This is a genomic window from Micromonospora sp. AB353 (assembly GCF_049538395.1).
GTDB lineage: Bacteria > Actinomycetota > Actinomycetes > Mycobacteriales > Micromonosporaceae > Micromonospora > Micromonospora aurantiaca.
Map to the genome: position 1 here is coordinate 61,092 of NZ_JBMVFV010000012.1, position 26,126 is coordinate 87,217.

The following is a 26,126-nucleotide window of genomic DNA, read 5'->3' on the forward strand; positions in this document are numbered from 1 at the left end:
CGCCACGGGCCGGCCGTTGACCCGTCACCACACCGCACCGCGACGGCCGACGCTGCCCCCGTCCATCGCTTAGCCTCTCGGGCGTGGAGCACCTGCGCGACCTCGCCGTCCGGCTGGCGATGGACGAACCGGTCGGCGACGACCTGCCGATGGCGGCTGCTCACGCTCTGACCCGAGGCATCGACTCGCCGGGCCTGCGTGAGCTTGCCGGCCTGTCGAGGGGCCAGTCGCGGGAGGCCGTCGATCTGTTCCGGCAGGCGATGGGCGAACTCGGTTCGCCGGTGCCGGACGAGCGCGGCGCTCGGCTGCACCTCATGCGTCAGGCAGCGGCGAGCATCGTTGCGGGAGAGGGTGACGCCGAGGACCTGGCCCACGAGATCTACTGCCAGGCGGTCGAATCCCGGTCGCCGGAGCTGCGATCCGTGGCCGATCGCTTCCTGGAGCTGTACGCCGGATGGGACGCGGCCTTCGACCAGACGGAGAAGGCGACTGCGGCCGCGAAGGCGGCGGCCCAGTCGTTCCTGCACGACCATCCAGCACGACCATCCAGCCTGAGCGGCTCCCGCGAGTCCCGTCTGCAGCAGCGACCGCGCACGGGCAAACGCCGGACGTGATGAGCCATATGCTGCACCCCGAGTGGAAGCGGGGATTCGTGGGGATCGTTGATCGGGTTCGCGGCGGATCCTTTGTCGCCGGCGTACTGGTGGTACTGGGCCTTGCCGGCTGCGTCACACGAGCCGACCCGCCACCGCCTCCGGCACCCTCGGTGGATCCCGCACCGTCGGCATCGCCCAACCAGCAAGAGGCGCTGATGGCGATGATTCGCCAGCTGGTCGAGCGGGCCGATGTCGGCGACGACATCCGGGAGCGCACGATCGAGGTCGGCGAACCCTATGAACCCTGCGACCTGCTCATTGCCGACCCCGACCGGTCGGACGGGGGCGGGTTGGAGTTCGACCAGGTGTGGGGCGCGGGCCTGGAGGTCAATCTCGTAGGGATCTTCGTCGACGTCCAGCCCCCGACAACCCTTCTGAACGTCACGGTGATCGGTCTGCGCGATGCCTCGGCGGCCGCTGCGGCCGCGCGTACGGCGCGCACCGAACGCTGCCCCAGTAAGGATTTCCGACTTACCATCGGGATGGCCAGCGCGCGGTGGGGCACACGCTCGATGACCATCGGATCGACGAACGCGCGGCTGACCACGGCGACGGTGAGCCGGGTGAACCCGGAGAGCGCCGAAGGAATGCCGTTCCTGCCCGGCAACGCGCGGCTGATCTTCGCCCACGGCTCGCTGCTCATCAGTGTCGAGGCGCTCGCCTTCTGGCCGCCCAAACTGAGTACCGCCTCCGAGGTCACCGCAATCGCTCAGGAGAAGGCGACGTCCCTGGCGACGGCGATCGTCAAGACCGTCCCCGCGCCAGGCTAAGCCGTGTCACAGAAGTCGGGTAGCCACTCGCTAATCGCCGCAAGGTGCGCGGTGGCTTGATAGCGGACGGCAAACTTGTCGCCCTGGCCGGGCGGCAGGTGCTGCCGATTCGCGGCTGATGCTTGACATGATCGCTGCTCTGCCGATCTAGGATCGTCGTCCATGCCCGACAGGATGTGGTCGCTGGCCGACTTCCGCTTCGACGAGGCTATCGAGGCCGCCGAGGTGTACCTCGACAGCGGGACAGAGTTGAAGCTGATGGCCCGGGACGAGGCGATCGCCTTCGCACACGAACGGGGTGCCAATCTCGTGGCTTGGTGCCCGCCCTCCCACGATGCGGTTCCCTCCTGCGTAGTGGCGAAGGTGAGCCTCCCGCTGCGTTGGGAGCGGGCGCCGATCGATGAGCCGGCGATCGATGAGCGGCTGTGGTTCGAGACTTCCTGCGGGCGTGACGTCCTGATCGGTAACGGCCACACATTCGCTGGACGGATGGCAGCGTGGTGTCCCCACGAGAGCGTGGGCTACAACGTCTCGCACGCCCAGATGGGGGCCATGTCGGAGGAGGCCCGCTACTTCGTCGCGGGTTTCCTGGCCGGCAGCGAGCCCCGATACCCGCTGGACGCTGACGGCGAGATTGAGGAGGCCGACCTGAACGCTTGGCGGGCAGCCCTCTCCCGATTCCGGCGCACCGGATCGTGGCACGGCCGCTGGGGCACGTGCCGGGTGTGCGGATGTGTGCTGCTGCCGGACGCCGCTGGCGACCGATGCCACCAGCACTTGGTCGCTGGCTGAGCCCCTCGTAAGGCCCGCCCCTAGCTGTTGGTGGGCGCGGCAGGTTTCGAACCTGCGACCCCTCGCTTGTAAGGCGAGTGCTCTCCCACTGAGCTACGCGCCCGGAACGCCCGTACGGCGGGCCGGAGCGGCCAGCTTACCTGTCCGCCTCCGGCCCCGCGCAACGACGTGCCTGGGGTGTGGGACTCAGGCGGCGACGGCCTCGGCCAGCGCCTTGCGCCAGCCCTGCTGGTCGCGCGCCTCGCCGGGCATGTTCATCTCGGCGAACCGGACCACGCCGGCCTTGTCGATGACGAAGGTGCCCCGGTTGGCGATGCCCGCGACGTCGTTGAAGACGCCGTACGCCTGCGCCACCGCGCCGTGCGGCCAGAAGTCGGCCAGCAGCGGGAACTGGTAGCCCTCCCGGTCGGCCCAGATCTTGTGGGCGTACACGGAGTCGACGCTGACGGTCAGCACCTGGACGTCGTCGTTGACGTACTCGTTGAGGTTGTCCCGCACCTCGCACAGCTCGCCCTGGCAGATGCCGGTGAAGGCGAGCGGGTAGAAGACCAGCAGCACGGTCTTGCTACCGCGGAAGTCGGAAAGCCGGACCTCCTGGTTGTTCTGGTCCTTGAGCAGGAAGTCGGGCGCCTCGGCGCCAACCTCGATGGGCATGCGTGCTCCCTCGGGATCGGGTCTGGAGATGATCAGCCTGCCACACCCGGCGACAGCGGTCGCCGGGTGTGCGGCGCGCCCTACTTCTTGCTCTTGGACCCGCGACGCATGACGAGGCGGGCCCCGCTCCAGTCGCGGCCGGCGTTGATGGTGGAGGTCTGCTGGAGCCCGGCGGTCTGCGCGCTCTCCGCGACCTCGCTCGGCTCGACGTGACCGTCGCGGCCGGCCTTCGGGGTCAGGAGCCAGACCACGCCGTTGTCCGCGAGCGGCCCGAGGGCGTCGACGAGAAGCTCGAACAGGTCACCGTCGCCGTCGCGGTGCCAGACCAGAACCGCGTCGACCACCTCGTCGGTGTCCTCGTCGACGAGTTCCCCACAGCGGTCGGTCAGGGCGTCCCGGAGATCGGTGTCGACGTCGTCGTCGTAGCCCATCTCCATGACGACCATGCCCGGCTCGATACCGAACCGGTCCGCCAGGCTGCGTACCCCGTCGGCCTGGCCAGCGGTCGCGCTCACTGTCGAGTGCCTCCTCATCTATCCCTGCTCGTGGCGTCGGGTGACACCGTCGGGCTCAGTCCACACAGTTGCGGCTCGCCACGCAAGTGGCGCACCGGGTGGAACGGAATTTACCGTGCCAGCAGCGTACGGGCACCCTGGGTGATGGCTTCCGCGGAGACCAGTACCTGACGGGCAGCCGGACCTAATGGTACAAACGAGTCAAGTGCGGCTACGCGGCGCGCGGCACCCACGTACCCGGTGTCGACGAGCGCGGACAGCACGCCCTCGCCCACCCCGCCGGTTCGCCGCGTCTCGTCCACCACCAGCACCCGGCCGGTCGCCGAGGACTCCCTGATGATGTCGGCCACCGGCAGCGGAGCCAGCCAGCGCAGGTCCACCACCCGGCTGCCCACGCCCTCCTCGGCGAGCGTGGCGGCGGCGCGCAGCGACATCCGCACTCCGTTACCGAACGTGATGATGGTGAGGTCCTCGGCGGAGCCGATCCCGTAGACGCGGGCCCGCCCGATCGGCACGTGCCGGTCCGCCCAGGTGCCCGGCTCGGCGTATTCGGCGGCCCATTCGTCGTCACCTTCCGTGTACAGGTCGCGCACGTGGTAGAGCGCGATCGGCTCCACGAACACGCAGACGCTGCCGTCCACCCGGGCCGCCGCCAGGCAGGTCCGCAGCATCGGCGCGGCATCGTCCGGCCGGGCCGGCACGGCCACCACCAGGCCCGGTACGTCCCGCAGCGCCCCCAGCGAGTCGTCGTTACGGTCGTGGCCGCCGAGCCCGTCCGGGCTCGCCAGGCCGGGCACCCGCACCACCATCGGGTTGCGGAACGCGCCCCGGGAGAGGAACCGCATGGTGGCCGCCTCGCCGCGGAGCTGGTCCTCGGCGCCGTGCAGCAGCGTCAGGTGGCGGATCTCGGGCACCGGCAGCAGACCGGCCAGCCCGGCGCCCAGCCCGAGCCCGAGGATCGAGGTCTCGTCCGGCAGCGTGTCGAACACGCGCGCCGCCCCGAACCGGTCCCGCAGCCCTTCGGTCACGCCGTACACCCCGCCCCGGGCGGCCACGTCGTGACCGAACACCGCCGTCCCGGGGTGGTCGAGCATGCCGTCGGCGAGCGCGGCGTTGATGCTCTGCGCCAGCGTGAGCGGGCCGGTCAGCTCCGGCGGCTTGCCGCCGAACGCCTCCGCCCGCGCTCCGGCGCCCGGCCCGGCCGCGTGTGCCGCCGCCTCGGCGACCGCGCGGGACACCCGCACCGGCCGGCGCGGCGCCAGTTCCCGCACGATCTCGACCGGGGAGGCGAGCTTCGGCTCGTCCAGCACCTCCTCGGCGACGCGGCGCAGCTGCCAGCCCCGCTCGTCGTAGCGGGCGAGCAGTTCCTCGCCACCGGCGTACCCGGAGGTCACCAGCAGCCGCGCGGTCGCCAGCAGCGGGTCGCGGGCCGCGTCGCCGTCACAGTGCCCCATCAGGCGGACCGCGCCGAGGTGCAGCACGGCGGGCCGGCGCTGCCGGCGTACCCACTCCACCGCCTCCGCCGCGACCCGGTAGGTCGCGGCCACGTCCGTGCCGTCGGCGGCGAAGTACCTGATGCCGGGCCGGGCCCGCAGCGTGGCGGCCACCCAGCCCTCGGCGGAGGCGCCGCTGTCGGCGCAGACGTACAGCACCGGGATGCGCAGGCCGGTGTGGTCGTACCAGCCGGTCGTGTTCAGCGCGGCGGTGGCAGTGGCGTGGTCGGCCGCGCCGTCGTCGAAGGCGCAGACCACCACGGCGTCGGCGGGCCAGGGCGCCGCCCCGGCGTCGCCGTCGGTGGGCCGCGCATCGCGGCGCAGCCGCTCCAGCGCCAGCCCCAGGCCGACGGCGCGCGGCAGGTGCGCGCCGGCGGTCGAGGTGGTCGGCACGACCGCCAGGTCGGCGCGGCCGAAGACCTTCGCCCGCCCGCCGGCCGCGGGTTCCTCAGCGGAGGCGACGATGCCGCGCAGCACGTCACGCGCCGCCGCCGCGAACGCGTCGTCGGGCGCGGGCTGCGGCAGATCGGGTACGACGACAGTCGCGTCCCCGTCCGCGTCCACGGCGATCCCGGCGCCCACGGGAAGGCTTGCCGCCTCCGTCTCCCCCGGTTCCGGTTCCGGCTCCGGCTCTGGTTCCGGTTCCGGGGAGGGGGCCGGGAAGGCACCGGCGGCCTGGGCGGCGCGCAGGCAGTAGAACGCGCCGGAGCGGGCGTGCAGCAGCGCGGGGTCGGTCGGCCGCAGCGCGGCTGCCACCGCGGCGTCGCCCTCGTGACCGGCCGACTCGATCGTGTGGTACCCCTCACCGAAGCCGGACAGCCACCGGCCGGCCAGGTCGAGCAGCCGGCTGGTCAGCTGCGCGTCGAACAGGGCCAGCGCCTGCGCCCCGGTCAACGCACCGCCGTCGGGCAGCGGTTCGCCCAGGTCGCGCCGCTGGTCGGGCGCCCCGAGCGCGGCCAGTTCGGCTCGGAGCCGGTCGTCGAGATCGTGCGGGGTGGTCACGCGGACAGCATTACCGACTCGGGCCCGCCTCGCCCACTCGGACACGTTCCGCCCGGCGTGGCTCAGACCTGCCCACACTCCCGCGGGCAGCCTCCGTCGGAGACCTTGAGCACCAGGTCCCGCAGTGTGGCCAGTTCTTCGGTGCTCAGGGCGTCGAGGAGTCGGGAGTCCGACATCACCTGGCGGACCCGGTCGCGTACCTGCCGGCCCCGCCCGGTGACGACGAGCGCCTTCTGCCGCCGGTCGGCCGGGTCGGTGCGACGTTCCACCAGCCCGGCCTGTTCCAGCTTGTCGGCCAGGCCGGTGATGTTGGACCTGTCGCAGCCGAGCTGCTCGGCGAGGTCGCGGGCCGGGAGCGGGCGGTCCGGGTCCAGCTCGTGCAGCGCCCGGGCGACCGCCGGGGTGAGGCCCAGTGCCGCGATCCCCTCGTGCTGGTGGTGCCGCATCGCGGCGGCGACGTGCAGGATCCGGCGCACGGTCTCCCCGGCCAGGCCGGCCCGGTCACGGGCGGTGGGAACGGTGGAATGCGCCATCCGTTCATGTTATGGCGAAGTCGATCTTCGATCATCGGAACGGTCAGGCACCTCGTGCAACCGATTGCCGATCATGAAGCGCTGTTCGGCGGAAATTCCCGCCCGGTCGTCCGCGCGTCACCTCCTGTCCATCGACGTCCGTGAGGCTTCCCGGAGTCGACGAACCGGACTCCGGGGAGGAAAACCGTGGCTCTGTCCCGACGTACCATCCTGCTCAGCGGCGCGGCGCTCGGCGCCGCCGGCGCGGCAGCCGGCCTGCCGGTCGCGGCCGCCGCGTCGCCCGGCCCGCTGCGCCGCGACCCGTTCACGCTCGGCGTGGCCTCCGGCGACCCCGACCACGAGGGCTTCGTGCTCTGGACCCGGCTGGCGCCGGAGCCGCTGGCCGAGGACGGCCTGGGCGGCATGCCGACGCGGACCGTGCCGGTGGCCTGGGAGGTGGCCGCCGACGAGCGCTTCCGGCACGTGGTGCGCCGCGGCGTGGCCCTGGCCCGCCCGGATTCGGCGCACAGCGTGCACGTCGAACTGGGCGGCCTGCTGCCCGGACGGGAGTACTTCTACCGGTTCCGGGCGGAGCGCTGGGTGTCCCCGGCCGGGCGCACGCGCACCGCGCCGGCGCCGTGGCTGATGCCGTCCGCCCTGGCGATGGCCTTCGCCTCCTGCTCGCAGTACGAGCACGGCTACTTCACCGCGTACCGGCGGCTGGCCGAGACCGAGCCGGAGCTGATCCTGCACCTCGGCGACTACCAGTACGAGTACGCCAAGGACACCTACAACGTCCCCGGGGGCAACCCGCGCGACCACGAGGGCCCGGAGACCCGCACGCTGGCGAACTACCGGCAGCGGCACGCCCAGTACAAGACCGACACCGACCTCCAGGCGGCGCACGCCGTCGCGCCCTGGGCGGTGGTCTTCGACGACCACGAGGTGGAGAACAACTGGGCCGACGAGGTGCCCGAGGCGCCCGATCCGGACTTCCCCGCCCGGCGGGCCGCGGCGTTCCAGGCGTACTACGAGAACATGCCGCTGCGCCGCACCTCGATCCCGCGCGGCATCGACATGCGGCTCTACCGGCGGGTGCGCTGGGGCCGGCTGGCCACCTTCCACATGCTCGACACCCGGCAGTACCGGGACGACCAGGCGTGCGGCGACGGCTACAAGAGCTGCGCCGAGGCGTCCGACCCGGCCCGTTCGATCACCGGCGCCGCCCAGGAGGCGTGGCTGCTGGACGGCTTCCGCCGTTCCGAGGCCCGCTGGGATCTGCTCGGCCAGCAGGTCTTCTTCGCCCAGCGGGACAACAACTCCGGCCCGCTCACGGTGACGAGCATGGACGCCTGGGACGGGTACGCGGCCTCCCGGGACCGGATCACCCGGGGCTGGACCGCCGCCGGGGTGCGCAACCCGGTGGTGCTCACCGGCGACGTGCACGCGCACTGGGCCAGCGACCTGAAACTGGACTACGCCGACCCGACCTCGCGCACCGTCGGCAGCGAGCTGGTCTGCTCGTCGATCACCTCGACCGGCGACGGCGCCGACTCGCCGACCGGCTCGCACCCGTGGCTGGCGTTCAACCCGCACCTGCGCTTCCAGAACAACCTTCGGGGGTACGTGCGCACCACGATCACCCCGACCGAGCTGACCGCCGACTTCGACGTGCTGCCGTACGTGAGCCGGCCGGACGCACCCGCGTACACCCGGGCCCGGTTCGTGATCGAGGACCGCGTACCCGGGTTGAACCTGACGTACGACCGGCCGCCGGCCGCGGCGCGCACCGCCGCCCCCGGTGCCGACCAGGGCCGGCAGACGGTGGAGGCGGAGACGGTCCGCCCGTGACGGCGCGGCCGGGCCGGGCGCGGGGCGCCCGGTCCGGCCGGTCAGCCGGCCAGGAACGAGAAGCGCACCTGGCGGTCGGGGTTGTCGCCGTTGGTGTCGACGAGGCAGATCGACTGCCAGGTGCCGAGCTGGAGCCGCCCGCCGAGCACCGGCAGCGTCGCGTACGGCGGCACGAACGCCGGTAGCACGTGGTCGCGGCCGTGCCCGGCCGAGCCGTGCCGGTGCCGCCACCTGTCGTCGGTGGGGAGCAGGTCGTCGAGCGCCCGCAGCAGGTCGTCGTCGGACCCGGCGCCGGTCTCGATGATCGCCAGCCCGGCGGTGGCGTGCGGGACGAAGACGTGCAGCAGCCCGTCCCCGGCGCCGGACACGAACCGTTCGGCCTCGCTCGTGATGTCCCGGACGGTCGGACGGGAGCCGGTCCGGACGGTGATCACCTCACTGCGCATACGGCGCATTCTGCCGCAGTGCCCGGTTCCCCGGCCCGCCAGCCGATAGCGCATCCGGTGATCGCGCAAAGTTACTGATGGGTACCTGTGTTCAGCGTCGCGTCTGGGGGTGGGAGAGGTGACGACACGCGCCACCAGGGGGCAGGATGGCGCTAGAGACCTATCCCACACGAAACCGAGGGAACGCCTGTGGCTACGGAACGCAAGCGCCCGGTGATCACCGCTGGTCTGCCGAGCCAGCTTCCGGACATCGACCCTGAAGAGACCAGCGAATGGGTCGAGTCACTCGACGGTGTCATCGACGAGCGCGGGACAAAGCGAGCCCGGTACGTCATGCTGCGCCTGCTGGAGCGGGCCCGCGAGCGGCAGGTCGGGGTGCCGTCCCTGACCACCACCGACTACATCAACACGATCCCGCCGGAGCGCGAACCGTGGTTCCCGGGTGACGAGCACGTCGAGCGGCGGCTGCGGGCGTACATCAGGTGGAACGCCGCGATGCTGGTGCACCGGGCGCAGCGCCCGGAGATCGGCGTCGGCGGCCACATCTCGACGTTCGCCAGCTCGGCGTCCCTCTACGAGGTGGGCTTCAACCACTTCTTCCGGGGCAAGAACCACCCCGGCGGCGGCGACCAGATCTTCTATCAGGGTCACGCCTCCCCCGGCATGTACGCCCGGGCGTTCCTCGAGGGCCGGCTCAGCGAGAACCAGCTCGACGGGTTCCGGCAGGAGCTGTCGCACCCCGGCGGCGGGCTGCCGTCGTACCCGCACCCGCGGCTGATGCCGGACTTCTGGGAGTTCCCCACCGTCTCGATGGGCCTCGGCCCGCTGAACGCCATCTACCAGGCGCGGTTCAACCGCTACCTGCAGCACCGGGGCATCAAGGACACCTCCCAGCAGCACGTCTGGGCGTTCCTGGGCGACGGTGAGATGGACGAGGTCGAGTCGCTCGGCGCGATCGGCGTGGCCGCCCGCGAGGAGCTGGACAACCTCACCTTCGTGATCAACTGCAACCTCCAGCGCCTGGACGGACCGGTCCGCGGCAACGGCAAGGTCATGCAGGAGCTGGAGGCGTTCTTCCGGGGCGCCGGCTGGAACGTCATCAAGGTCGTCTGGGGCCGGGAGTGGGATCCGCTGCTCGCCGCGGACACCGACGGCGCGCTGGTCAACCTGATGAACACCACGCCCGACGGTGACTACCAGACCTACAAGGCGGAGTCCGGGGCGTACGTGCGGGAGCACTTCTTCGGCCGCGACCCGCGGACCCGCAAGATGGTCGAAGGGCTGACCGACGACGAGATCTGGAACCTCAAGCGGGGTGGCCACGACTACCGCAAGCTCTACGCGGCCTACAAGGCGGCGATGGAGCACACCGGCCAGCCGACGGTGATCCTCGCCAAGACGATCAAGGGCTGGACGCTCGGCTCGCACTTCGAGGGCCGCAACGCCACGCACCAGATGAAGAAGCTGACGCTGGAGGATCTGAAGCTCTTCCGCGACCGCCTCTACCTGGACATCCCGGACAAGCAGCTGGAGGAGAACCCGTACCTCCCGCCGTACTACACCCCGGGCGAGAAGTCGGACGAGATCGCGTACCTGAAGGACCGGCGTCAGCAGCTCGGCGGCTACCTGCCCACCCGCAGCACCGCGCGCAAGACGCTGGCCATCCCTGGTAGCGAGCGGTTCTCCGACGTCAAGCGCGGGTCGGGCAAGCAGAAGGTCGCCACCACGATGGCGTTCGTCCGCCTGCTCAAGGACATCATGAAGGACAAGGAGTTCGGCAAGCGCTGGGTGCCGATCATCCCGGACGAGGCCCGTACCTTCGGTATGGACTCGCTGTTCCCGACGCAGAAGATCTACTCGCCGCACGGCCAGCGCTACACCGCCGTCGACCGGGATCTGTTCCTGTCGTACAAGGAGTCGACGACCGGCCAGATCCTGCACGAGGGCATCAACGAGGCCGGGTCGGTGGCCTCGTTCACCGCTGCGGGCACGGCGTACGCCACCCACGGCGAGCCGATGATCCCGCTGTACATCTTCTACTCGATGTTCGGCTTCCAGCGCACCGGCGACGGGTTCTGGGCGGCGGCGGACCAGATGGCGCGGGGCTTCGTGCTCGGCGCGACCGCCGGCCGGACCACGCTCAACGGTGAGGGCCTCCAGCACGAGGACGGCCACTCGCTGCTGCTCGCCGCCACCAACCCGGCGGTGGTCTCCTACGACGCGGCGTTCGCCTTCGAGCTGGCGCACATCGTGGAGAACGGCCTGCACCGGATGTACGGCGAGGCGCAGGAGAACATCTTCTACTACCTCACCGTCTACAACGAGCCGATCTTCCAGCCGGCCGAGCCGGAGGGCGTGGACGTCGAGGGCATCGTCAAGGGCATCCACCGCTACTCCCCCGCGCCGCAGGTCGGTGACGACGCGCCGAAGGCGAACATCCTCGCCTCCGGCACCGGCATGCAGTGGGCGCTCAAGGCCCAGCAGCTGCTCGCCGAGGACTGGGGCGTGTCCGCCGACGTGTGGTCGGTGACGTCCTGGACCGAGCTGCGCCGCGACGCGGTCCAGTGCGAGGAGCACAACCTGCTCAACCCGGGCGAGGAGCCGCGGGTGCCGTACATCGCGCGGAAGCTGGCCGACGCCGACGGGCCGAAGGTCGCGGTGAGCGACTGGATGCGCGCGGTGCCGGACCTGATCGCCCGCTGGGTACCCGGGGACTACACCTCGCTCGGCACCGACGGGTTCGGCATGTCGGACACGCGGCACGCGCTGCGCCGCCACTTCCACGTGGACGCCGAGTCGGTGGCGGTGGCCACGCTGCGCCAGCTCGCGCTGCGCGGCGTGGTGCCGGCGCACGTGCCGGCCGACGCGGCCCGCAAGTACGCGCTGGACGACGTCAACGCCGCCCCGGTCGGCGAGACCGGCGGCGACAGCTGAAAGGAGGGGCCCCTTCTTAACGTCTCCGGTAGAGGAGGGGCCCCTTCTTAACACCTCGGGCACAGACGACGACGGCCCGGCGTCCCTGGCGGGAACGCCGGGCCGTCACCATCGCGGGCGACGCCGGGACGGGCTCGGTCAGCCGACGGCGGCCAGGTCGGTCAGCCGGGCCAGCGAGTCCTCCAGGTCGGCGCCGACCCGGCGCAGGCCGAGCCGGAGCAGGGCCGCCTTGACGGGTCCGGCGGGCCACCGCACGACGATCAGGCGTACGACGGTGCCGCCGCCCTCCTCGTCCGGGGTCAGCTGGACGTAGATCTCGGTGCGCGCCTCGGCCCGGGCGCCGGCGCCCTTCGCGCGTTCGCGCCAGCCGATCAGGGTCGGCTCCTGGAAGGCGATCACCTCGGCCTCGTGCGCGGCGCCGCGTCCGGCCTGGACCAGCTGCCGCCGCCCGAATCCCTCCCCGGACAGGACCTCGGCCGCGCGGACTCCCGCCAGCCAGGCCGGCAGCTGCTCGGCGCGCTGCACGACGTCCCAGACCACATCCACCGGCGCCGCCACGTGCGCGCTTCGTTCCACGAGGATCATGAGTATCTTTCCCCCACTTAAATCACATCCGCGATATTTGGCACTCTATGTGTAAATCGGACTTAAGCGGACGGGTTCGGAAAAGACACGCCGAACTCCCTTGCGCCACCCAGTCATCTCGGCCTATGGCGCGTCGGTCCGCGGAGCCCTAGAGTCGCGAGCACGCTTCACGTTCTGGAGGGTGACTTGACGACCGCGCCGATGCCCGAGTTCCCCGCCGGCTTCCGCTGGGGGGTCTCCACCTCCGCGTACCAGATCGAGGGCGCGACCTCGGTCGACGGACGCGGTCCGTCCATCTGGGACACGTTCGCCCACGACCCGGGCCGGATCGCCGACGGCAGCACCGGCGACCAGGCGTGCGACCACTACCACAGGTACGCCGAGGACACCGCGCTGCTGGCCGGGCTGGGGGTGTCCGCGTACCGGTTCTCGATCGCCTGGCCCCGCATCCAGCCGACGGGCACCGGTCCGGCGAACGCCGCCGGGCTGGACTTCTACGACCGGCTGGTGGACGGGCTGCTCGCCGCCGGCGTGGACCCGGTCGCCACGCTGTTCCACTGGGACCTGCCGCAGGCCCTCGAGGACGCCGGCGGCTGGCTCAACCGGGACACCGCCGCCCGCTTCGCCGAGTACGCCGACCTGACCGCGGCCCGCCTCGGCGACCGGGTGAAGCTGTGGATCACGCTCAACGAGCCGTTCATCCACATGAGCCTCGGCCACGGCATGGGCGAGCACGCGCCCGGCCGCACGCTGCTGTTCGACGCCTTCCCGGTGGCCCACCACCAGCTCCTCGGGCACGGCCTCGCGGTCTCCGCGCTGCGCGCCCGCAGCACGTCCCCGGTGGCGATCGCCAACAACTACTCCCCCGTGCGGGTCGCCGACGACACCGACGCGGACCGGGCCGCCGCCGCGGCGTACGACGCGCTGCACAACCGGCTGTTCACCGATCCGCTGCTCGGACGCGGCTACCCGGACGCGCTCGGCCCCGAGCCGGGCGTGGTACGCGACGGCGACCTGGACGTCATCGCCGCCCCGATCGACGTGCTCGGCGTCAACTACTACAACCCGACCGGCATCCGGGCGCCGGAGGCGGACTCGCCGCTGCCGTTCGAGATCGTGCCGCTGGAGGGCTACCCGCGTACCGCGTTCGACTGGCCGGTGGCCCCGGACGGCCTGCGCGAGCTGCTGCTCCTCCTGCACGAGCGGTACGGCGACGCGCTGCCGCCGATCCAGGTCACCGAGAGCGGCTGCGCGTACGACGACGCGCCGGACGCCGAGGGCCGGGTGCACGACCCGGAGCGGATCGCGTACCTGGACGGGCACATCCGCGCGGTGCGCGAGGCGATGGCCGGGGGCGTGCCGGTGACCGGCTACTTCGTCTGGTCCCTGCTGGACAACTGGGAGTGGGCCGAGGGCTTCACCAAGCGGTTCGGCCTGGTGCACGTCGACTTCGACACGCAGCGACGGACGCCGAAGTCGTCGTACACCTGGTTCCGGGATCTGGTCCGGCGGTGACCACCGTCAACCCGACGCCGGCCTCGCTGCCGGCGGCGCTCGCGGAGCCGACCGTCCCGGTACGGCGGGGCTGGATCGCGCTGATCTTCGCGGCGAACCTGGGCGTCTGGATGGCGTTCTTCACCCCGATCCAGGTGCTGCTGCCGCAGCAGGTGGAACGGATCGCCCCGGCCGACAAGGAAGCCATGCTGGCGGTGGTCACCGGCATCGGCGCGCTCGCCGCGGTGCTGGCGAACCCGCTCGCCGGGGCGCTGTCCGACCGCACCTCGCTGCGGCTGGCCAACCGCCACTTCGGCCGCCGGCACGTCTGGACCGCGCTCGGCGCGGTGATCGGCGCGCTCGCCCTGGTGCTGCTGGCCCGGCAGAACACGATCGCCGGGGTGGCGGTGGCCTGGGTGGCAGCGCAGGTCTGCTTCAACGCGATGCTGGCGAGCCTCACCGCCGCGATCCCGGACCGGGTGCCGGTGGCGCAGCGCGGCGGCGTGTCCGGCTGGGTGGGCATCCCGCAGGCACTGGGCCTGGTCCTCGGCGCGGTGCTGGTCACCGCCGTGGTCACCGGCAACGCCGCCGGGTACGCGGCGATCGCACTCGCCGTACTGCTGCTGTCGCTGCCGTTCGCGCTGCTGACCCAGGACGACCACCTGCCCCGGGAGCACCGCCCGCCGCTGCGGCTGCGGTCGCTGTTCGCCTCGATGTGGATCAGCCCGCGCCGCCATCCCGACTTCGCCTGGGCCTGGTTCACCCGGTTCCTGGTGCAGACCGGAAACGCGCTGGGCACGCTCTACCTGCTCTACTTCCTCACCGACGGGGTACGGGTGGCCGACCCCGAGGGCTCCCTGCTGGTGCTGATCCTGCTCTACACGCTGGGCATGATGCTCACCGCGGTGGTCGCCGGGCGCATGTCCGACCGCTCCGGCCGGCGCAAGGTCTTCGTGATCGTCTCCGGGCTGATCATGGCGGTGGCGGCGACGCTGCTGGCGGCGGCACCGACCTGGCCGATGGCGATCGTCGCGGCGCTGCTGCTCGGCGCCGGATACGGCGTCTACCTGTCGGTGGACGCCGCCCTGATCACCCAGGTGCTGCCCGCCGCCACCGACCGGGCCAAGGACCTCGGCGTGATCAACATCGCCAACTCGGCGCCGCAGGTGCTCGGCCCGGCGCTGTCCGCGCCGATCGTCGTGCACCTCGGCGGCTACCCGACGCTGTACGCGGTCACCGCGGCGGTCACCCTTCTCGGCAGCGCCCTGGTCGTGAAGATCCGCTCCGTACCGTGACGTCCGCCGGCTGCCGCGCGTGTTAAGAAGGGGCCCCTTCACCTCAGGAGGCGTTAAGAAGGGGCCCTTCCTTTCTCGGTGGCGGTCCGCCGTAGGCTGGGGGGCGTGACGGTACGTGTACGCTTCGCCCCTTCCCCGACCGGTATGTTCCACGTCGGTGGTGCCCGTTCGGCGCTGCAGAACTGGATCTTCGCCAAGCAGCAGGGCGGGGTGTTCGTGCTGCGCATCGAGGACACCGACGCGGCGCGTAACCGGCCCGAGTGGACCGAGGGCATCCTCTCCGCGCTCGACTGGATCGGCATCGCCCGGGGCAGCTACGAGGGCCCGTACTTCCAGTCCTCGTACGCGGGCGAGCACCGGGCCGCCGCGCAGCGCCTGTACGAGGGCGGCCGGGCCTACTACTGCGACTGCACCCGCGAGGACGTGCAGGCGCGTACCGGCCCGCAGCAGCGCGGCTACGACGGCTTCTGCCGCGACCGCGGCCTGGAGCCGGGCGAGGGCCGGGCACTGCGCTTCCGTACGCCCGACGAGGGCGAGACAGTGGTGGTCGACCTGGTCCGCGGCGAGCCGACGTTCGAGAACAAGCTGATCGAGGACTTCGTCATCGCCCGCGGTGACAGCTCCCCGGTGTTCCTGCTGGCGAACGTGGTCGACGACATGTCGATGGGGATCACCCACGTGATCCGGGCCGAGGAGCACCTGCCGAACACCCCGAAGCAGCAGCTCCTGTGGGACGCGCTCGGCGTCAAGCCGCCGATCTGGGCGCACGTGCCGGTGGTGGTGAACGAGAAGCGGCAGAAGCTGTCCAAGCGGCGCGACAAGGTCGCCCTGGAGGCGTACCGGGACGAGGGCTACCTCGCCGACGCGATGCGCAACTACCTGATGCTGCTGGGCTGGGCGCCCTCGGGCGACCGGGAGATCGTGCCCTGGTCGGTGATCGAGGAGGAGTTCCGGCTGGACGAGGTCAACCCGTCCCCGGCGTTCTTCGACGAGAAGAAGCTGCGCGCGTTCAACGGCGACTACATCCGGGCGCTGCCGGTGGCGGACTTCGTCGAGGCGTGCCGGCCGTGGCTCACCGGCACCGAGACCATCGCCCCGCCGCCGTGGCAGCCCGAGGAGTTCGACCCGGCCGCGTTCGCGGCGGTGGCCCCGCTGGCGCAGACCCGGATCGCGGTGCTCAGCGAGATCGTGCCGAACGTCGACTTCCTGTTCCTGGCCGACCCGCTGATCGACGAGGCGGCCTGGGCCAAGGCCATGAAGGAGGGCGCCGCCGATTTGCTGGACGCGGCGATCGTCGCGTTCGAGGCGCTGGAGTCCTGGGACGCCGAGTCGCTGAAGGCCACGCTGGAGGCGGTCGGCGCGGAGCGCGGGCTGAAGCTCGGTAAGGCGCAGGCACCGGTACGCGTCGCGGTCACCGGGCGCACCGTCGGCCTGCCGCTGTTCGAGTCGCTCGAGGTGCTCGGCCGCGACCGTACGCTGACCCGGCTGCGCGCCGCCCGCGTACGCCTGGTCTGAGCCGCTCAGCGCCGGGTGGCCCGGCGGCGCAGCAGCAGCCCGCCGCCCAGCGCCGCGAGCACCACCACCGCGCCGGCCGCCCACAGCCAGCCCGTACCGCCGTCGTCGTCCGCTCCGGCGGCGGCCGGGGTCGGGCTCGCCGGGGACGGCACGGCGCTGGTGGGCGCGGCGGTCGGCGCGGCGCTGGTGGGCGGCACCGTCGCCGACGGCGACTCGGCCGGGGTGCCGGCGGTCAGGGTGAACCGGACCTCCCCCTTGATCGGGTGTCCGTCGTCGGAGGCCAGCCGGTAGGTCACGATGTAGAGGCCGGCCGCGCCCGGCCGGAACGGCACGATCACGCGCTTGCCGGAGAAGGTCGGCGCGCCGCCGGTAGCGGCCACGTTGTCCGGGCCGGTGACGGTGACCTCGGTGGTCGCCTCCTTCGGCGTGGCGAGGAACCGCAGCTCGATCCGCTCCGGCGCGGCGGCCAGCCGGGCCCCGTCGCGCGGATCGCTGCCGGTCAGCGAGTTGTGCGCGGCGGCCGGCGCGGCCGGCAGCAGCGCGAACGCCGCCACCACCCCGAGCACGACCATCCAGGTACGTGTCACACGGGCGACCCTGCCCCCCATGGTTCCCTCCGTCCGGGTAGGATCCGGCCGATGATCATCGACCGCTCATTGGTCGGTCTCAGCTCGCAGATAGTTCCAAATACTCTTCCACCAGCTGCAACCGAGCGCCGTTCTGCGGAGTCTTTGTGGTGGACACCGGTCCAGTGTGACCTGCAGCGGAAGCCAGCCATCGAACGGGGCGAGGAGGCGGCGATGGTCCGAAGGGTGAGACGGCTGCTCGTCGCCGTGACCGGGAGCGTAGCGGCCCTGGCGTGCACGCTGGCCCTGGCCGGCACGGCAGCGGTTCAGGCCGCGCCGAAGCCCAAGCCGGCTCCGACCGGCGTCGACATCACCGGCGAGCGGCTCGACGCGCCGTTGCAGCTGCGCGCCGACGTCAGCCCGAACGAGGTCAACCTGGTGGTCGACCAGGTCAAGTGGCTCGGCACGACCGGTCAGCTGCGCGGCCCGGCCGCCAAGGATCTCGGTCCGAAGTACACGGTGGTGGTGCTCGCCGCCGCCGGCCCGCAGCGCACCTACGACCTGTTCCCGCTGGCCAAGGGCGGTCCCCGGATCTACCGGCCGGGCAAGCAGCCGGACCTGAGCAGCACCCGCGCCGGCTGGTTCTTCGGCCGGCTCAACATGCCCGAGACGCTGCGCTCGGTGGGCGTGCCGATGCCGGCGCAGTTCGACACGCTCGCCGGCGGTGTCGGCGGCGGCGAGCGGGTGCTTCCGGAGGAGGCGCTCGACCCGGTGCAGAACATCGACACCGCGCTCGGCGAACTCCAGCGGCTGCTGCTGCTCAACGTGGGCATCGTGCTCGTCATCACCGCCGGGCTGGCCGGCATCGCGCTGCTGGTCCGCCGCCGCACGCGCTGAGCCCGGCCCGGCGGTCAGGTCCGTCAGCCCGGCAGGCGGCGCGTCAGCACCAGCGGCGCGGCGGGCGCTCCCGGCGGGTGGTGCGGTTGCGCGGGCGTACCGCGCCGTGCCGATGGGCACCCGCCCAGCCCGCGAGATCGCTGCGGCAGTTCCGGTCGGACGGCTCGTCGTCGGCCGGGTGCGCCGGCTCCGCCGCCCGCTGCCGGGGCACGCCCGGCTCGTCCTCGGCGCGCTCCGGCACCCGGCCGGCCGGCTGCTCGCCCTGATGGTTCAGGCACGGCCGGCGCGGGTGCGTGGCAGTCACCGGCTGGTCGTGGCCCCGCCGGCAGGCCTCACCCTGGGCGCAACCGTGCTCGGCCTCCCCCTGCGCCATCCCGGCCCCCCTCACGCGTCGCCCTCGCCCGCCCGGCCGGAGTCTGGCCCGGCGTGCCCTGACACCGTACTGGCCCGGCCGGACGAGATCGTCAGCGCGTACCGGTGGAGATCGTCACGCCACCGCGGGCCCGCCGCCTCGAAGTGGATCCGCTGGTCACGCCGTGTCAGGCTGGTGCGGTGAGCGAACCGGGGGGAACGGAGACGTCGGCGACGCTGCGCCGCATCGAGCGGGCGGCGGGCGGCCTGGCGACCGCCAGCGTGGCCCGGATGGACGAGACGCTGCCGTGGTTCCGTGAGCTGCCCGCCGACCAGCGCTCCTGGGTCATGCTCGTCGCCCAGGCCGGCGTGCGCTCCCTGGTGCAGTGGCTGCGTCAGGGCGGCGGCGCGACCGACCGCACCCAGGAGGTGTCGGACGAGGTCTTCGCCGCCGCGCCGCAGGCACTGGCCCGCTCGATCAGCCTCCAGCAGACCGTGGCGCTGATCAAGGTGACCATCGACGTGGTCGAGGAGCAGGTGTCGGACCTGGCCGTACCGGGCGAGGAACAGTCGCTGCGGGAGGCGGTGCTGCGCTTCTCCCGGGAGATCGCGTTCGCCGCCGCGCGGGTGTACGCCCGGGCCGCCGAGAGCCGCGGCTCCTGGGACGCCCGATTGCAGGCGCTGCTTGTCGACGCGCTGCTGCGCGGCGACTCCCCGGACGTGCTGGCCAGCCGCGCCGCCGCGCTGGGCTGGACCGACGCGCCGCCGGTGGCGGTGGCGGTGGGCCGCTCCCCCGGCGGCGAGGTGGCGGCCGTGCTGCACACCGTCTACCGGCAGGCCCGCCGGATCGGCGTCGAGGTGATCGGCGGCGTGCACGGCGACCGCCTGGTCATCGTGCTGGGCGGGGCCGCCGACCCGGTGGCGGCCACGGAGAAGCTGCGTACCGCCTTCGGTGAGGGGCCGGTGGTGGTCGGCCCGGCGGTGCCCAGCCTGGACGAGGCCACCGAGTCGGCGCGGGCCGCGCTGGCCGGGTTCCGGGCCGCGCCGGCCTGGCCGACCGCGCCGTGCCCGGTCGCCGCCGACGAACTGCTCCCGGAACGCGCGCTGGCCGGGGACACCGAGGCCCGCCGCCGGTTGCGGCACGACGTGTACGCGGCACTGGCCCGCTCCGGCGGTGAGCTGCTGGAGACGCTCGACGCGTTCTTCGCCGCCGGCGGCACGCTGGAGAGCGCCGCCCGGGCGCTGTTCGTGCACCCGAACACCGTGCGCTACCGGCTGAAGCGGATCGCCGAGGTGACCGGTTTCTCCCCACTGGCTCCGCGCGACGCGTTCGCGCTGCAGGTCGCGCTCACAGTGGGACGCCTCGACCCGGTGGTGCCGGCGGCCTCCGACCGGCGATGATCGCCAGCGATCTTTGTAGGTTTCCTCTAAAGGTTCTAGTGTGGTTTGGTGCCGTACGTTACAGCGCGGCACGCCGGGATCCGTCAGAGTCGTACACGTGCTCGCCGTACTCTCTCCCGGACAGGGTTCGCAGAAGCCCGGCTTCCTCGCGCCGTGGCTCGACCTCCCCGGCGCCGAGGCGCGTCTGCGCTGGTGGTCGGCGCTCGCCGGGGTGGATCTGATCCACCTGGGCACCCGGGCGGACGCGGACGAGATCAAGGACACCGCCCGTACCCAGCCGCTGCTGGTCGCCGCCGCGCTGCTCGCCGCCGAGCACCTGCCGATGCACGACGTCGGCCTGGCCGCCGGGCACAGCGTCGGTGAGCTGGGCGCCGCCGCGCTGGCCGGGGTGCTGCCGGCCGAGGCCGCCGTGACGCTCGCCGGCGTACGCGGACGGGAGATGGCCGCCGCCTGCGCGCTGGAGCCGACCGGCATGGCCGCCGTGCTCGGCGGCGACCCGGACGAGGTGCTCGCCACGCTTGAGTCGCACGGGCTGCACCCGGCCAACCGCAACGGCGCCGGTCAGATCGTCGCCGCCGGCGCGGTCGACGCGCTGGACAAGCTGGCCGCCGAGCCGCCGACCCGCACCCGGGTCATCCGGCTCCAGGTGGCGGGCGCGTTCCACACGCCGTACATGGCGCCGGCCGAGACCGCGCTCGCCGCGGTCGCCGCCGGTGTCCCGGCCGCCGCCCCGGCCCGGATCCTGCTGTCCAACCTCGACGGTGCGCCGGTCGGGCACGGCCCCGAGACGGTACGCCGGCTGGTCCGGCAGGTGACCGCCCCGGTCCGCTGGGACCTGTGCATGCGTACGCTGGCCGACCTCGGCGTCACCGGCGTGATCGAACTGCCGCCCGCCGGCACGCTCGCCGGACTGGTCAAGCGGGAACTCAAGGGCGAGGGCGCACCCGAGATCGTCACCCTGAACACCCCGGCCGACCTGCCCGCCGCGCGCCGCCTGATCGCCCGGCACGCCGGCCCCGCCGCCCGCCCGACCGCGCCGTCGTTCCGGGTGGTCGTCTCCCCCGCCGCCGGCCGCCTCGACCTGTCGGCCGCACCGGTCGAAGGCACCGAGGTACGCGCCGGTGAGGTCCTCGGCCACGTCACCACCGGCCGGGGCCCGGTCGAGGTGACCGCACACGACAACGGGCCGCTCGTCGAGTGGCTCGCACACCACGACGACCCGGTCGCACCGGGCCAGCCCCTCGTCCGTATCGGAGGAACGCACTAAATGGCCGGCAGCCGGATCGTCGCGATGGGGCACTACCAGCCCTCCCGCGTCGTCACGAACGACGAGATCGCCCAGATGGTCGACACCAACGACGAGTGGATCCGGGACCGGGTCGGCATCGTCACCCGGCGGATCGCGGGCGACGAGACGGTGGCCGACATGGCAACCGCCGCCGCCGGCAAGGCACTCGCCAACGCCGGGCTGACCGCCGCCGACATCGACCTGGTCGTGGTGGCGACCTGCACGTCCGTGGACCGCAGCCCCAACGTGGCCTGCCGGGTCGCGGCCAAGCTGGGCATCGACGCGCCCGGGGCGTACGACCTCAACACCGCCTGCTCCGGTTTCGCGTACGCGCTGGGCACCGTCGACCACGCGATCCGGGCCGGTGCGGCGCGCAACGCGATCGTCATCGGCGCGGAGAAGCTCTCCGACTTCACCGACTGGACCGACCGCTCGACCTGCATCATCTTCGCCGACGGCGCCGGGGCGGCGGTGGTCAGCGCGACCGCCGACGACGAGCCGGCCGGGATCGGGCCGGTGGTCTGGGGTTCCGCGCCGGAGAAGAGCGACGCGGTCCGGATCGAGGGCTGGCAGCCGTACATCACCCAGGAGGGCCAGTCGGTGTTCCGCTGGGCCACCACCGCGCTGGCCCCGCTCGCGCTACAGGCGTGCGAGCGCGCCGGGGTGGACCCGTCGGAGCTGGCCGCGTTCGTGCCGCACCAGGCCAACGCCCGGATCATCGACGGCATCGCCAAGCGGCTGAACATCCCGGACGCGATCATCGCCAAGGACATCGTCGAGTCCGGCAACACGTCGGCGGCGAGCATCCCGCTGGCCCTGTCGAAGCTGGTCGAGCGGCGCGAGGTGCCCTCGGGCGCCCCGGTGCTGCTGTTCGGCTTCGGCGGCGGCCTGACCTACGCCGGTCAGGTCGTGCGCTGCCCCTGAGACCCCCTCGGGCGCGAACGCGCCGAGGTGCGTGACCGGCGACGCCGGTCACCGGAACCCCCGATGAGAGGAACCAACCGCAATGACCCGTGACGAGATCACCGCCGGCCTCGCCGAGATCCTCGAAGAGGTTGCCGGGGTGAACCCGGACGACGTGGCCGAGGGGAAGTCCTTCACCGACGACCTCGACGTCGACTCGCTCTCCATGGTCGAGGTCGTGGTGGCGGCCGAGGAGAAGTTCGGCGTCAAGATCCCGGACAACGAGGTGCAGAACCTCAAGACCGTCGGGGACGCGGTCAGCTACATCGAGGCGCAGTCCTGATCATGAGTCGTCCCGACGTCGTCGTCACCGGGCTCGGCGCGACGACCCCGCTCGGCGGGGACGTCGCGTCGACCTGGGACGCCATGCTCGCCGGCCGCTCCGGGGTGAGTGCGCTCACCCAGGAGTGGGCCGCGCAACTGCCCGTCCGGATCGCCGCCGAACTGGCGGTCGACCCGTCCGAGGTGCTGGACCGGGTGAAGCTGCGCCGGCTCGACCGCTCGGAGGCGATCGCCATCATCGCCGCCAAGCAGGCGTGGGCCGACGCCGGTCTGGACGAGGCCGCGCCGGACCCGGAGCGCCTGGCGGTCAGCGTGGGCTCGGGCATCGGCGGCGCCACCACCCTGCTCGCCCAGGACGACATCCTGGAGGCGTCCGGACCGCGGCGGGTCTCCCCGCACACCATCCCGATGCTGATGCCGAACGGCCCGGCCGCCTGGGTCGGTCTGGAGCTGGGCGCCAAGGCCGGCGTCCACACCGTGGCCAGCGCCTGCGCGACCGGCGCGGAGGCGATCGCGCTGGGCCTGGACATCATCCGCGCCGGCCGGGCCGACGTGGTGGTGGCCGGCGGCACCGAGGCGGTCATCCACCCGCTGCCGATCGCCGGCTTCAGCTCGATGCGGGCCATGTCGACCCGCAACGACGAGCCGGAGCGGGCCTCCCGGCCGTGGGACTCCGGTCGCGACGGCTTCGTCCTCGGTGAGGGCGCGGGCGTGGTGATCCTGGAGCGCGCCGACCACGCCGCCGCCCGGGGCGCCCGGGTGTACGCGCGCCTGGCCGGCGCGGGGATCACCTCGGACGCGTACGACATCGTGCAGCCGCACGCCGAGGGTGAGGGCGCCATCCGCGCCATCGCCCGGGCGGTCGCCGACGCGGACGTGGCCCGTACCGACATCGTGCACGTCAACGCGCACGCCACCTCCACCCCGGTCGGGGACATGCTGGAGATCGGCGCGCTGCGTCAGGCGGTCGGCGACCACCCGGTGCTCACCGCCACGAAGTCGATGACCGGGCACCTGCTCGGCGCGGCCGGCGCGCTGGAGTCGATCGCCACCATCCTGGCCATCCGGGACGGCGTGATTCCGCCGACGATCAACCTGGACGACCCGGACGAGGGCCTGACCCTGGACGTCGCCGCGCACAAGGCGCGTCACATGGAGATCCCGGCGGCGCTGAACAACGCGTTCGGCTTCGGCGGGCACAACGTCGCGCTGGTCTTCACCCGCCCCTGATCGGATGTAAGGAAGGGCCCCTTCTTAACAGTCGCTGTTAAGAAGGGGCCCTTCCTCTACCGCAGGCGTTAAGAGGGGGCCCTTCCTTACACCTCAGCTGCGGTTGCGGGGGTGCTGCCGGGCGGTGCGCTCGTTGCCGCGCCGGTAGTTGCCGGTCCACCGGGCCATGACCAGCTGCGGGTCGTCGCCGACCTCGGCCAGGAACTGCGCCGCCCGGCCACCGCGCAACGTGCCGGCGACCCGGCCGTGATGCGTGATGACCACAGTGCCGTCGGCGCACTCGACGTACCGGAATCCCTGTGCTGCCTCTCCCATGGGCGCCACCCTGCCAGCCGGCCGCCCCGGGCCGCACCCGAGTTACGGCGGCGGTCAGGTACGGCAGGTGGTGGCGGGCAGGCCGGAGACCGGCACCGGGGAGCGGCCGGCCGGGCGGGCCTTGCCGGCGAGCACCGCGGCCAGCCCGGTCATCGAGGCCCGGGTGGACGAGTAGGTCGCCATCAGCGTCGGGGACTTCGCCGCGGACAGCACGTACGGCGTGTCCATCGCCACCGTCACGGCGGCGCCGGCGCTCAGGTCCTTCGCGCCGTCGCCGTACCCGACCAGGTGCACCACGGTGCCGCCGGAGGGCACCACCTTGACCCCGGCCGCGGTGAGCGCCTCGGTCAGCAGCTTGCGGGTGCGCTCCCGGCCACCGGAGGAGGTCACGCTCACCGGGCCGGTCACCGCGCCGCCACACTTGCCGCGCAGCACCGTCACCGCGGCGGTGGCCAGGTCGTCGGCGGCCTTGCGGTGGGCGGCACCGTCGAGCGTGGACAGCGCGGGGGTGTCCCGCCCGGCCAGCCGGAACTTCATGGTCAGCACCCGGGTGACCGCCTCGACCAGGCGTGCCCGGGGCAGCGAGCCGTCCTTGAGCGCGGCGCGCAGCCCGTCGTACGCCTGGGTGACGTTCGGGGTCATCAGGATGAGGTCGTTGCCGGCGTTGAGCGCGCGTACGGCGGCCTCGCCCGGCGACCACTTCTTCGCCGGGGCCATGTTCATCCCGTCGGTGATCACCACACCCTGGAAGCCGAGCTGGCCGCGCAGCACGTCGGTGAGCAGCTTGCGGGAGAACGTCGCGGGGGTGCCCGGGTCGACCGCCTTGACGTCCAGGTGGGCCGACATCACCGCCATGGCCCCGGCGCCGATGCCGGACCGGAACGGCGGGAACGCGAGGCGGTCCAGCTCGGCGCGGGACTGCTTGATCACCGGCAGTTCGGTGTGCGAGTCCTCGGCGCTCAGGCCGTGCCCGGGGAAGTGCTTGACGGCGGCGCCGACGCCCTCGGCCTGCAGGCCGCGTACCGCGCCCGCCACCTGCGGGGACGCGGTCGCCGGGTCGGCGCCGAAGGAGCGGGAGCCGATCACCGCGCTGCGGGTCGCCAGCACGTCGGCGACCGGCGCGAAGTCGAGGTTGATGCCCATCGCGGCCAGCTCGGCCCCGGCGGCCCGCCAGGCGGCCTCGGTGAGTGCCGGGTTCCCGGCGGCGCCGGCGGCGAGCGGGCTGGGCAGCAGCGTCACCCCGTCGGTGATCCGGGTGACCACGCCGTACTCCTGGTCGGTGCCGATCAGGAACGGCGCGGCGCCGGCGGGCAGTTTGCCGGCGGCGGCGCGCAGCCCGTCGGTGAGCGCCCGGACCTGCTTGGGGTTGTCCACGTTCGTGGTGGCCTGGTTGCCGGAGGTGGGGTCGTCGGCGCTGAAGCCGACCAGGATCACGCCGCCGAGGCGGTACTTCGCCACCATCTCGGCGGGGGTGTCGACGCCGGCGAGCGCCCGGTTCCCGGCCGCCGAGCCGGCCGACACCTGGGTGGCGGAGCTGCCGTAGGCGTACGGCATCAGCACCTGCCCGACCAGATCCTCGTCGCTCAGCGTGCCGACGAGCGCGGCCGCGCGGGCGGCCGGATCGGTGGCCGGCGGGTCACTCGGCGCGGGCGCTGCGGACGACGGCGCCGGGCTCGTCGGGGCGGGCCGGGGACGGTCCGGCCCGTCCGAGCACCCGGAGACGAGCAGCGCGGTCAGTGCGGCGAGCGCGACGGCGGAGCGCCGCGGGGAAATCGACACGCGGCCCACCGTATCGGGGCAACTCGGCCGCCGTCACCCGACCCGGGTGAGCAGCGTCACCGGCGCGCCGTCGCCGGCGTACCGGTAGGGCTCCAGCTCGGCGTCCCAGGCGGTGCCGAGCGCCTTGTCCAGGGCGTGGGCCAGCGCCTCCGGGCCGCGCGCGGCGGCCATCAGGCTGCGGAGGCGGTCCTCGCCGAGCTGGATGTCGCCGGCCGCGCCGACAGCGGCCCGGAACAGGCCCCGGCCCGGTACGTACATGAAGCGCTCGCCGTCGACGCCGGGACTGGGTTCCTCGGTGACCTCGAAACGGATCATGGGCCACTGCCGGAGGGCAGCGGCCAGCTCCGCGCCGGTCCCCGGGCTGCCGGTCCAGCCGCACTCGGCGCGACGGGCGGCCGGATCGACGGGCTGCGCCGTCCAGTGCAGGTTGACCGGCGCGGCGAGGACGCGCGCGATCGCCCACTCGACGTGCGAGCACACGGCGAGCGGGGTCGAGTGGACGTATACGACGCCACGCGTTGGCACGGTGACCTCCCGGTG

25 protein-coding genes and 1 tRNA gene are annotated in these 26,126 nt (G+C 72.8%); 14 read left to right on the forward strand and 12 right to left on the reverse strand.

Features of this window, described 5'->3' with window-relative positions:
• The first annotated feature begins 83 nt into the window (after positions 1 to 83).
• From ACPCK6_RS08595 to ACPCK6_RS08605, 3 genes are all read left to right on the forward strand, one after another.
• Positions 84 to 614 (forward strand): hypothetical protein, encoded by a 531-nt coding sequence (locus ACPCK6_RS08595; RefSeq protein ID WP_423480809.1) that lies wholly within the window; start codon positions 84 to 86, stop codon positions 612 to 614.
• Positions 615 to 622: 8 nt separating this feature from the next.
• Positions 623 to 1,426, forward strand: coding sequence for a hypothetical protein (locus ACPCK6_RS08600; RefSeq protein ID WP_423480810.1), 804 nt, complete (start codon positions 623 to 625; stop codon positions 1,424 to 1,426).
• Positions 1,427 to 1,588: 162 nt separating this feature from the next.
• Positions 1,589 to 2,218 carry a hypothetical protein gene (locus ACPCK6_RS08605; protein ID WP_423480811.1) on the forward strand — a complete coding sequence of 210 codons (630 nt, stop codon included), beginning with the start codon at positions 1,589 to 1,591 and terminating at the stop codon, positions 2,216 to 2,218.
• A gap of 28 nt (positions 2,219 to 2,246) precedes the next feature.
• Here the strand turns inward: ACPCK6_RS08605 and ACPCK6_RS08610 are convergent.
• The 5 genes from ACPCK6_RS08610 to ACPCK6_RS08630 form a co-directional block, all read right to left on the reverse strand.
• Positions 2,247 to 2,321: transfer RNA gene (locus tag ACPCK6_RS08610), tRNA-Val, on the reverse strand.
• A gap of 83 nt (positions 2,322 to 2,404) precedes the next feature.
• Entirely contained in the window at positions 2,405 to 2,872 is a 468-nt protein-coding gene (locus ACPCK6_RS08615; RefSeq protein ID WP_194802220.1) for a peroxiredoxin, read from the reverse strand.
• An 80-nt stretch (positions 2,873 to 2,952) separates the two neighbouring features.
• Positions 2,953 to 3,387 (reverse strand): DUF3052 domain-containing protein, encoded by a 435-nt coding sequence (locus tag ACPCK6_RS08620; protein ID WP_013287823.1) that lies wholly within the window; start codon positions 3,385 to 3,387, stop codon positions 2,953 to 2,955.
• 110 nt (positions 3,388 to 3,497) lie between these two features.
• Positions 3,498 to 5,882 (reverse strand): transketolase C-terminal domain-containing protein, encoded by a 2,385-nt coding sequence (locus ACPCK6_RS08625; RefSeq protein WP_423480812.1) that lies wholly within the window; start codon positions 5,880 to 5,882, stop codon positions 3,498 to 3,500.
• 62 nt (positions 5,883 to 5,944) lie between these two features.
• The gene (locus ACPCK6_RS08630) at positions 5,945 to 6,415 is read right to left on the reverse strand and encodes a MarR family winged helix-turn-helix transcriptional regulator (protein ID WP_423480813.1); all 471 of its coding nucleotides are present in this window, start codon (positions 6,413 to 6,415) and stop codon (positions 5,945 to 5,947) included.
• Between the two features lie 186 nt (positions 6,416 to 6,601).
• Here ACPCK6_RS08630 and ACPCK6_RS08635 point away from each other — a divergent pair, with 186 nt between their 5' ends.
• Positions 6,602 to 8,245, forward strand: a complete 1,644-nt coding sequence (locus ACPCK6_RS08635) for an alkaline phosphatase D family protein (RefSeq protein ID WP_396882644.1) — start codon at positions 6,602 to 6,604, stop codon at positions 8,243 to 8,245.
• Positions 8,246 to 8,286: 41 nt separating this feature from the next.
• Here the strand turns inward: ACPCK6_RS08635 and ACPCK6_RS08640 are convergent, their stop codons facing one another.
• A complete protein-coding gene (locus tag ACPCK6_RS08640) occupies positions 8,287 to 8,691 on the reverse strand; it encodes a secondary thiamine-phosphate synthase enzyme YjbQ (RefSeq protein WP_269697422.1) in 405 nt (134 codons plus the stop codon).
• A 189-nt stretch (positions 8,692 to 8,880) separates the two neighbouring features.
• Here ACPCK6_RS08640 and aceE point away from each other — a divergent pair, with 189 nt between their 5' ends.
• Positions 8,881 to 11,625: a pyruvate dehydrogenase (acetyl-transferring), homodimeric type gene (gene aceE / locus ACPCK6_RS08645; RefSeq protein ID WP_396882645.1), complete on the forward strand. Its 2,745-nt coding sequence runs from the start codon at positions 8,881 to 8,883 to the stop codon at positions 11,623 to 11,625.
• 138 nt (positions 11,626 to 11,763) lie between these two features.
• Here aceE and ACPCK6_RS08650 read toward each other — a convergent pair whose 3' ends face one another.
• On the reverse strand, positions 11,764 to 12,210 hold the full coding sequence (locus ACPCK6_RS08650) for an SRPBCC family protein (protein ID WP_013287829.1): 447 nt from the start codon (positions 12,208 to 12,210) through the stop codon (positions 11,764 to 11,766).
• A 201-nt stretch (positions 12,211 to 12,411) separates the two neighbouring features.
• Here ACPCK6_RS08650 and ACPCK6_RS08655 point away from each other — a divergent pair, with 201 nt between their 5' ends.
• The 3 genes from ACPCK6_RS08655 (at position 12,412) to gltX (ending at position 16,514) form a co-directional block, all read left to right on the forward strand.
• Positions 12,412 to 13,725 (forward strand): GH1 family beta-glucosidase, encoded by a 1,314-nt coding sequence (locus tag ACPCK6_RS08655; protein WP_423480825.1) that lies wholly within the window; start codon positions 12,412 to 12,414, stop codon positions 13,723 to 13,725.
• Positions 13,722 to 14,999: an MFS transporter gene (locus ACPCK6_RS08660; protein WP_396882646.1), complete on the forward strand. Its 1,278-nt coding sequence runs from the start codon at positions 13,722 to 13,724 to the stop codon at positions 14,997 to 14,999. Before ACPCK6_RS08655 ends, ACPCK6_RS08660 begins: the two co-directional genes overlap by 4 nt.
• Before the next feature lie 105 nt (positions 15,000 to 15,104).
• Positions 15,105 to 16,514 (forward strand): glutamate--tRNA ligase, encoded by a 1,410-nt coding sequence (gene gltX / locus ACPCK6_RS08665; RefSeq protein ID WP_423480814.1) that lies wholly within the window; start codon positions 15,105 to 15,107, stop codon positions 16,512 to 16,514.
• A 5-nt stretch (positions 16,515 to 16,519) separates the two neighbouring features.
• Here the strand turns inward: gltX and ACPCK6_RS08670 are convergent, their stop codons facing one another.
• Positions 16,520 to 17,101 (reverse strand): copper resistance CopC family protein, encoded by a 582-nt coding sequence (locus ACPCK6_RS08670; RefSeq protein ID WP_423480815.1) that lies wholly within the window; start codon positions 17,099 to 17,101, stop codon positions 16,520 to 16,522.
• 213 nt (positions 17,102 to 17,314) lie between these two features.
• Between ACPCK6_RS08670 and ACPCK6_RS08675 the strand changes: the two genes are divergently transcribed.
• Positions 17,315 to 17,977, forward strand: a complete 663-nt coding sequence (locus tag ACPCK6_RS08675) for a hypothetical protein (protein WP_396882649.1) — start codon at positions 17,315 to 17,317, stop codon at positions 17,975 to 17,977.
• Positions 17,978 to 18,020: 43 nt separating this feature from the next.
• Here ACPCK6_RS08675 and ACPCK6_RS08680 read toward each other — a convergent pair whose 3' ends face one another.
• Positions 18,021 to 18,350, reverse strand: coding sequence for a hypothetical protein (locus tag ACPCK6_RS08680; protein WP_318335155.1), 330 nt, complete (start codon positions 18,348 to 18,350; stop codon positions 18,021 to 18,023).
• A 104-nt stretch (positions 18,351 to 18,454) separates the two neighbouring features.
• On the opposite strand from ACPCK6_RS08680, the gene ACPCK6_RS08685 reads away from it, so the two are divergent.
• The 5 genes from ACPCK6_RS08685 to fabF all read left to right on the forward strand — a co-directional run bounded on the left by ACPCK6_RS08685 (position 18,455) and on the right by fabF (position 23,492).
• Entirely contained in the window at positions 18,455 to 19,729 is a 1,275-nt protein-coding gene (locus tag ACPCK6_RS08685) for a PucR family transcriptional regulator (protein WP_423480816.1), read from the forward strand.
• 97 nt (positions 19,730 to 19,826) lie between these two features.
• Positions 19,827 to 20,996, forward strand: a complete 1,170-nt coding sequence (locus tag ACPCK6_RS08690) for an acyltransferase domain-containing protein (RefSeq protein WP_423480817.1) — start codon at positions 19,827 to 19,829, stop codon at positions 20,994 to 20,996.
• The gene (locus ACPCK6_RS08695) at positions 20,997 to 21,941 is read left to right on the forward strand and encodes a beta-ketoacyl-ACP synthase III (RefSeq protein WP_366593737.1); all 945 of its coding nucleotides are present in this window, start codon (positions 20,997 to 20,999) and stop codon (positions 21,939 to 21,941) included.
• 82 nt (positions 21,942 to 22,023) lie between these two features.
• Positions 22,024 to 22,263 carry an acyl carrier protein gene (locus ACPCK6_RS08700; RefSeq protein WP_007072348.1) on the forward strand — a complete coding sequence of 80 codons (240 nt, stop codon included), beginning with the start codon at positions 22,024 to 22,026 and terminating at the stop codon, positions 22,261 to 22,263.
• A 2-nt stretch (positions 22,264 to 22,265) separates the two neighbouring features.
• Entirely contained in the window at positions 22,266 to 23,492 is a 1,227-nt protein-coding gene (gene fabF / locus ACPCK6_RS08705) for a beta-ketoacyl-ACP synthase II (RefSeq protein ID WP_135241466.1), read from the forward strand.
• 93 nt (positions 23,493 to 23,585) lie between these two features.
• Here the strand turns inward: fabF and ACPCK6_RS08710 are convergent, their stop codons facing one another.
• The 3 genes from ACPCK6_RS08710 to ACPCK6_RS08720 are packed head-to-tail and all read right to left on the reverse strand — an operon-like array spanning position 23,586 to position 26,111.
• Positions 23,586 to 23,807, reverse strand: a complete 222-nt coding sequence (locus ACPCK6_RS08710) for a hypothetical protein (RefSeq protein WP_423480818.1) — start codon at positions 23,805 to 23,807, stop codon at positions 23,586 to 23,588.
• A gap of 54 nt (positions 23,808 to 23,861) precedes the next feature.
• Positions 23,862 to 25,586 carry a glycoside hydrolase family 3 protein gene (locus tag ACPCK6_RS08715; RefSeq protein ID WP_423480819.1) on the reverse strand — a complete coding sequence of 575 codons (1,725 nt, stop codon included), beginning with the start codon at positions 25,584 to 25,586 and terminating at the stop codon, positions 23,862 to 23,864.
• A gap of 33 nt (positions 25,587 to 25,619) precedes the next feature.
• A complete protein-coding gene (locus ACPCK6_RS08720) occupies positions 25,620 to 26,111 on the reverse strand; it encodes a DUF3145 domain-containing protein (RefSeq protein ID WP_318335162.1) in 492 nt (163 codons plus the stop codon).
• Positions 26,112 to 26,126: the final 15 nt, after the last annotated feature.

What these genes read in the sequence shown, in the direction of transcription:
- ACPCK6_RS08615 (WP_194802220.1), bottom strand. Translation starts at nt 2,872, where the DNA reads ATGCCCATCGAGGTTGGCGCCGAGGCGCCCGACTTCCTGCTCAAGGAC.
- ACPCK6_RS08675 (WP_396882649.1), top strand. Translation starts at nt 17,315, where the DNA reads ATGGTCCGAAGGGTGAGACGGCTGCTCGTCGCCGTGACCGGGAGCGTA.
- ACPCK6_RS08605 (WP_423480811.1), top strand. Translation starts at nt 1,589, where the DNA reads ATGCCCGACAGGATGTGGTCGCTGGCCGACTTCCGCTTCGACGAGGCT.
- ACPCK6_RS08695 (WP_366593737.1), top strand. Translation starts at nt 20,997, where the DNA reads ATGGCCGGCAGCCGGATCGTCGCGATGGGGCACTACCAGCCCTCCCGC.
- ACPCK6_RS08640 (WP_269697422.1), bottom strand. Translation starts at nt 8,691, where the DNA reads ATGCGCAGTGAGGTGATCACCGTCCGGACCGGCTCCCGTCCGACCGTC.
- ACPCK6_RS08710 (WP_423480818.1), bottom strand. Translation starts at nt 23,807, where the DNA reads ATGGGAGAGGCAGCACAGGGATTCCGGTACGTCGAGTGCGCCGACGGC.
- ACPCK6_RS08630 (WP_423480813.1), bottom strand. Translation starts at nt 6,415, where the DNA reads ATGGCGCATTCCACCGTTCCCACCGCCCGTGACCGGGCCGGCCTGGCC.
- ACPCK6_RS08680 (WP_318335155.1), bottom strand. Translation starts at nt 18,350, where the DNA reads ATGGCGCAGGGGGAGGCCGAGCACGGTTGCGCCCAGGGTGAGGCCTGC.
- ACPCK6_RS08650 (WP_013287829.1), bottom strand. Translation starts at nt 12,210, where the DNA reads ATGATCCTCGTGGAACGAAGCGCGCACGTGGCGGCGCCGGTGGATGTG.
- ACPCK6_RS08600 (WP_423480810.1), top strand. Translation starts at nt 623, where the DNA reads ATGCTGCACCCCGAGTGGAAGCGGGGATTCGTGGGGATCGTTGATCGG.
- ACPCK6_RS08655 (WP_423480825.1), top strand. Translation starts at nt 12,412, where the DNA reads ATGCCCGAGTTCCCCGCCGGCTTCCGCTGGGGGGTCTCCACCTCCGCG.
- fabF (WP_135241466.1), top strand. Translation starts at nt 22,266, where the DNA reads ATGAGTCGTCCCGACGTCGTCGTCACCGGGCTCGGCGCGACGACCCCG.
- ACPCK6_RS08700 (WP_007072348.1), top strand. Translation starts at nt 22,024, where the DNA reads ATGACCCGTGACGAGATCACCGCCGGCCTCGCCGAGATCCTCGAAGAG.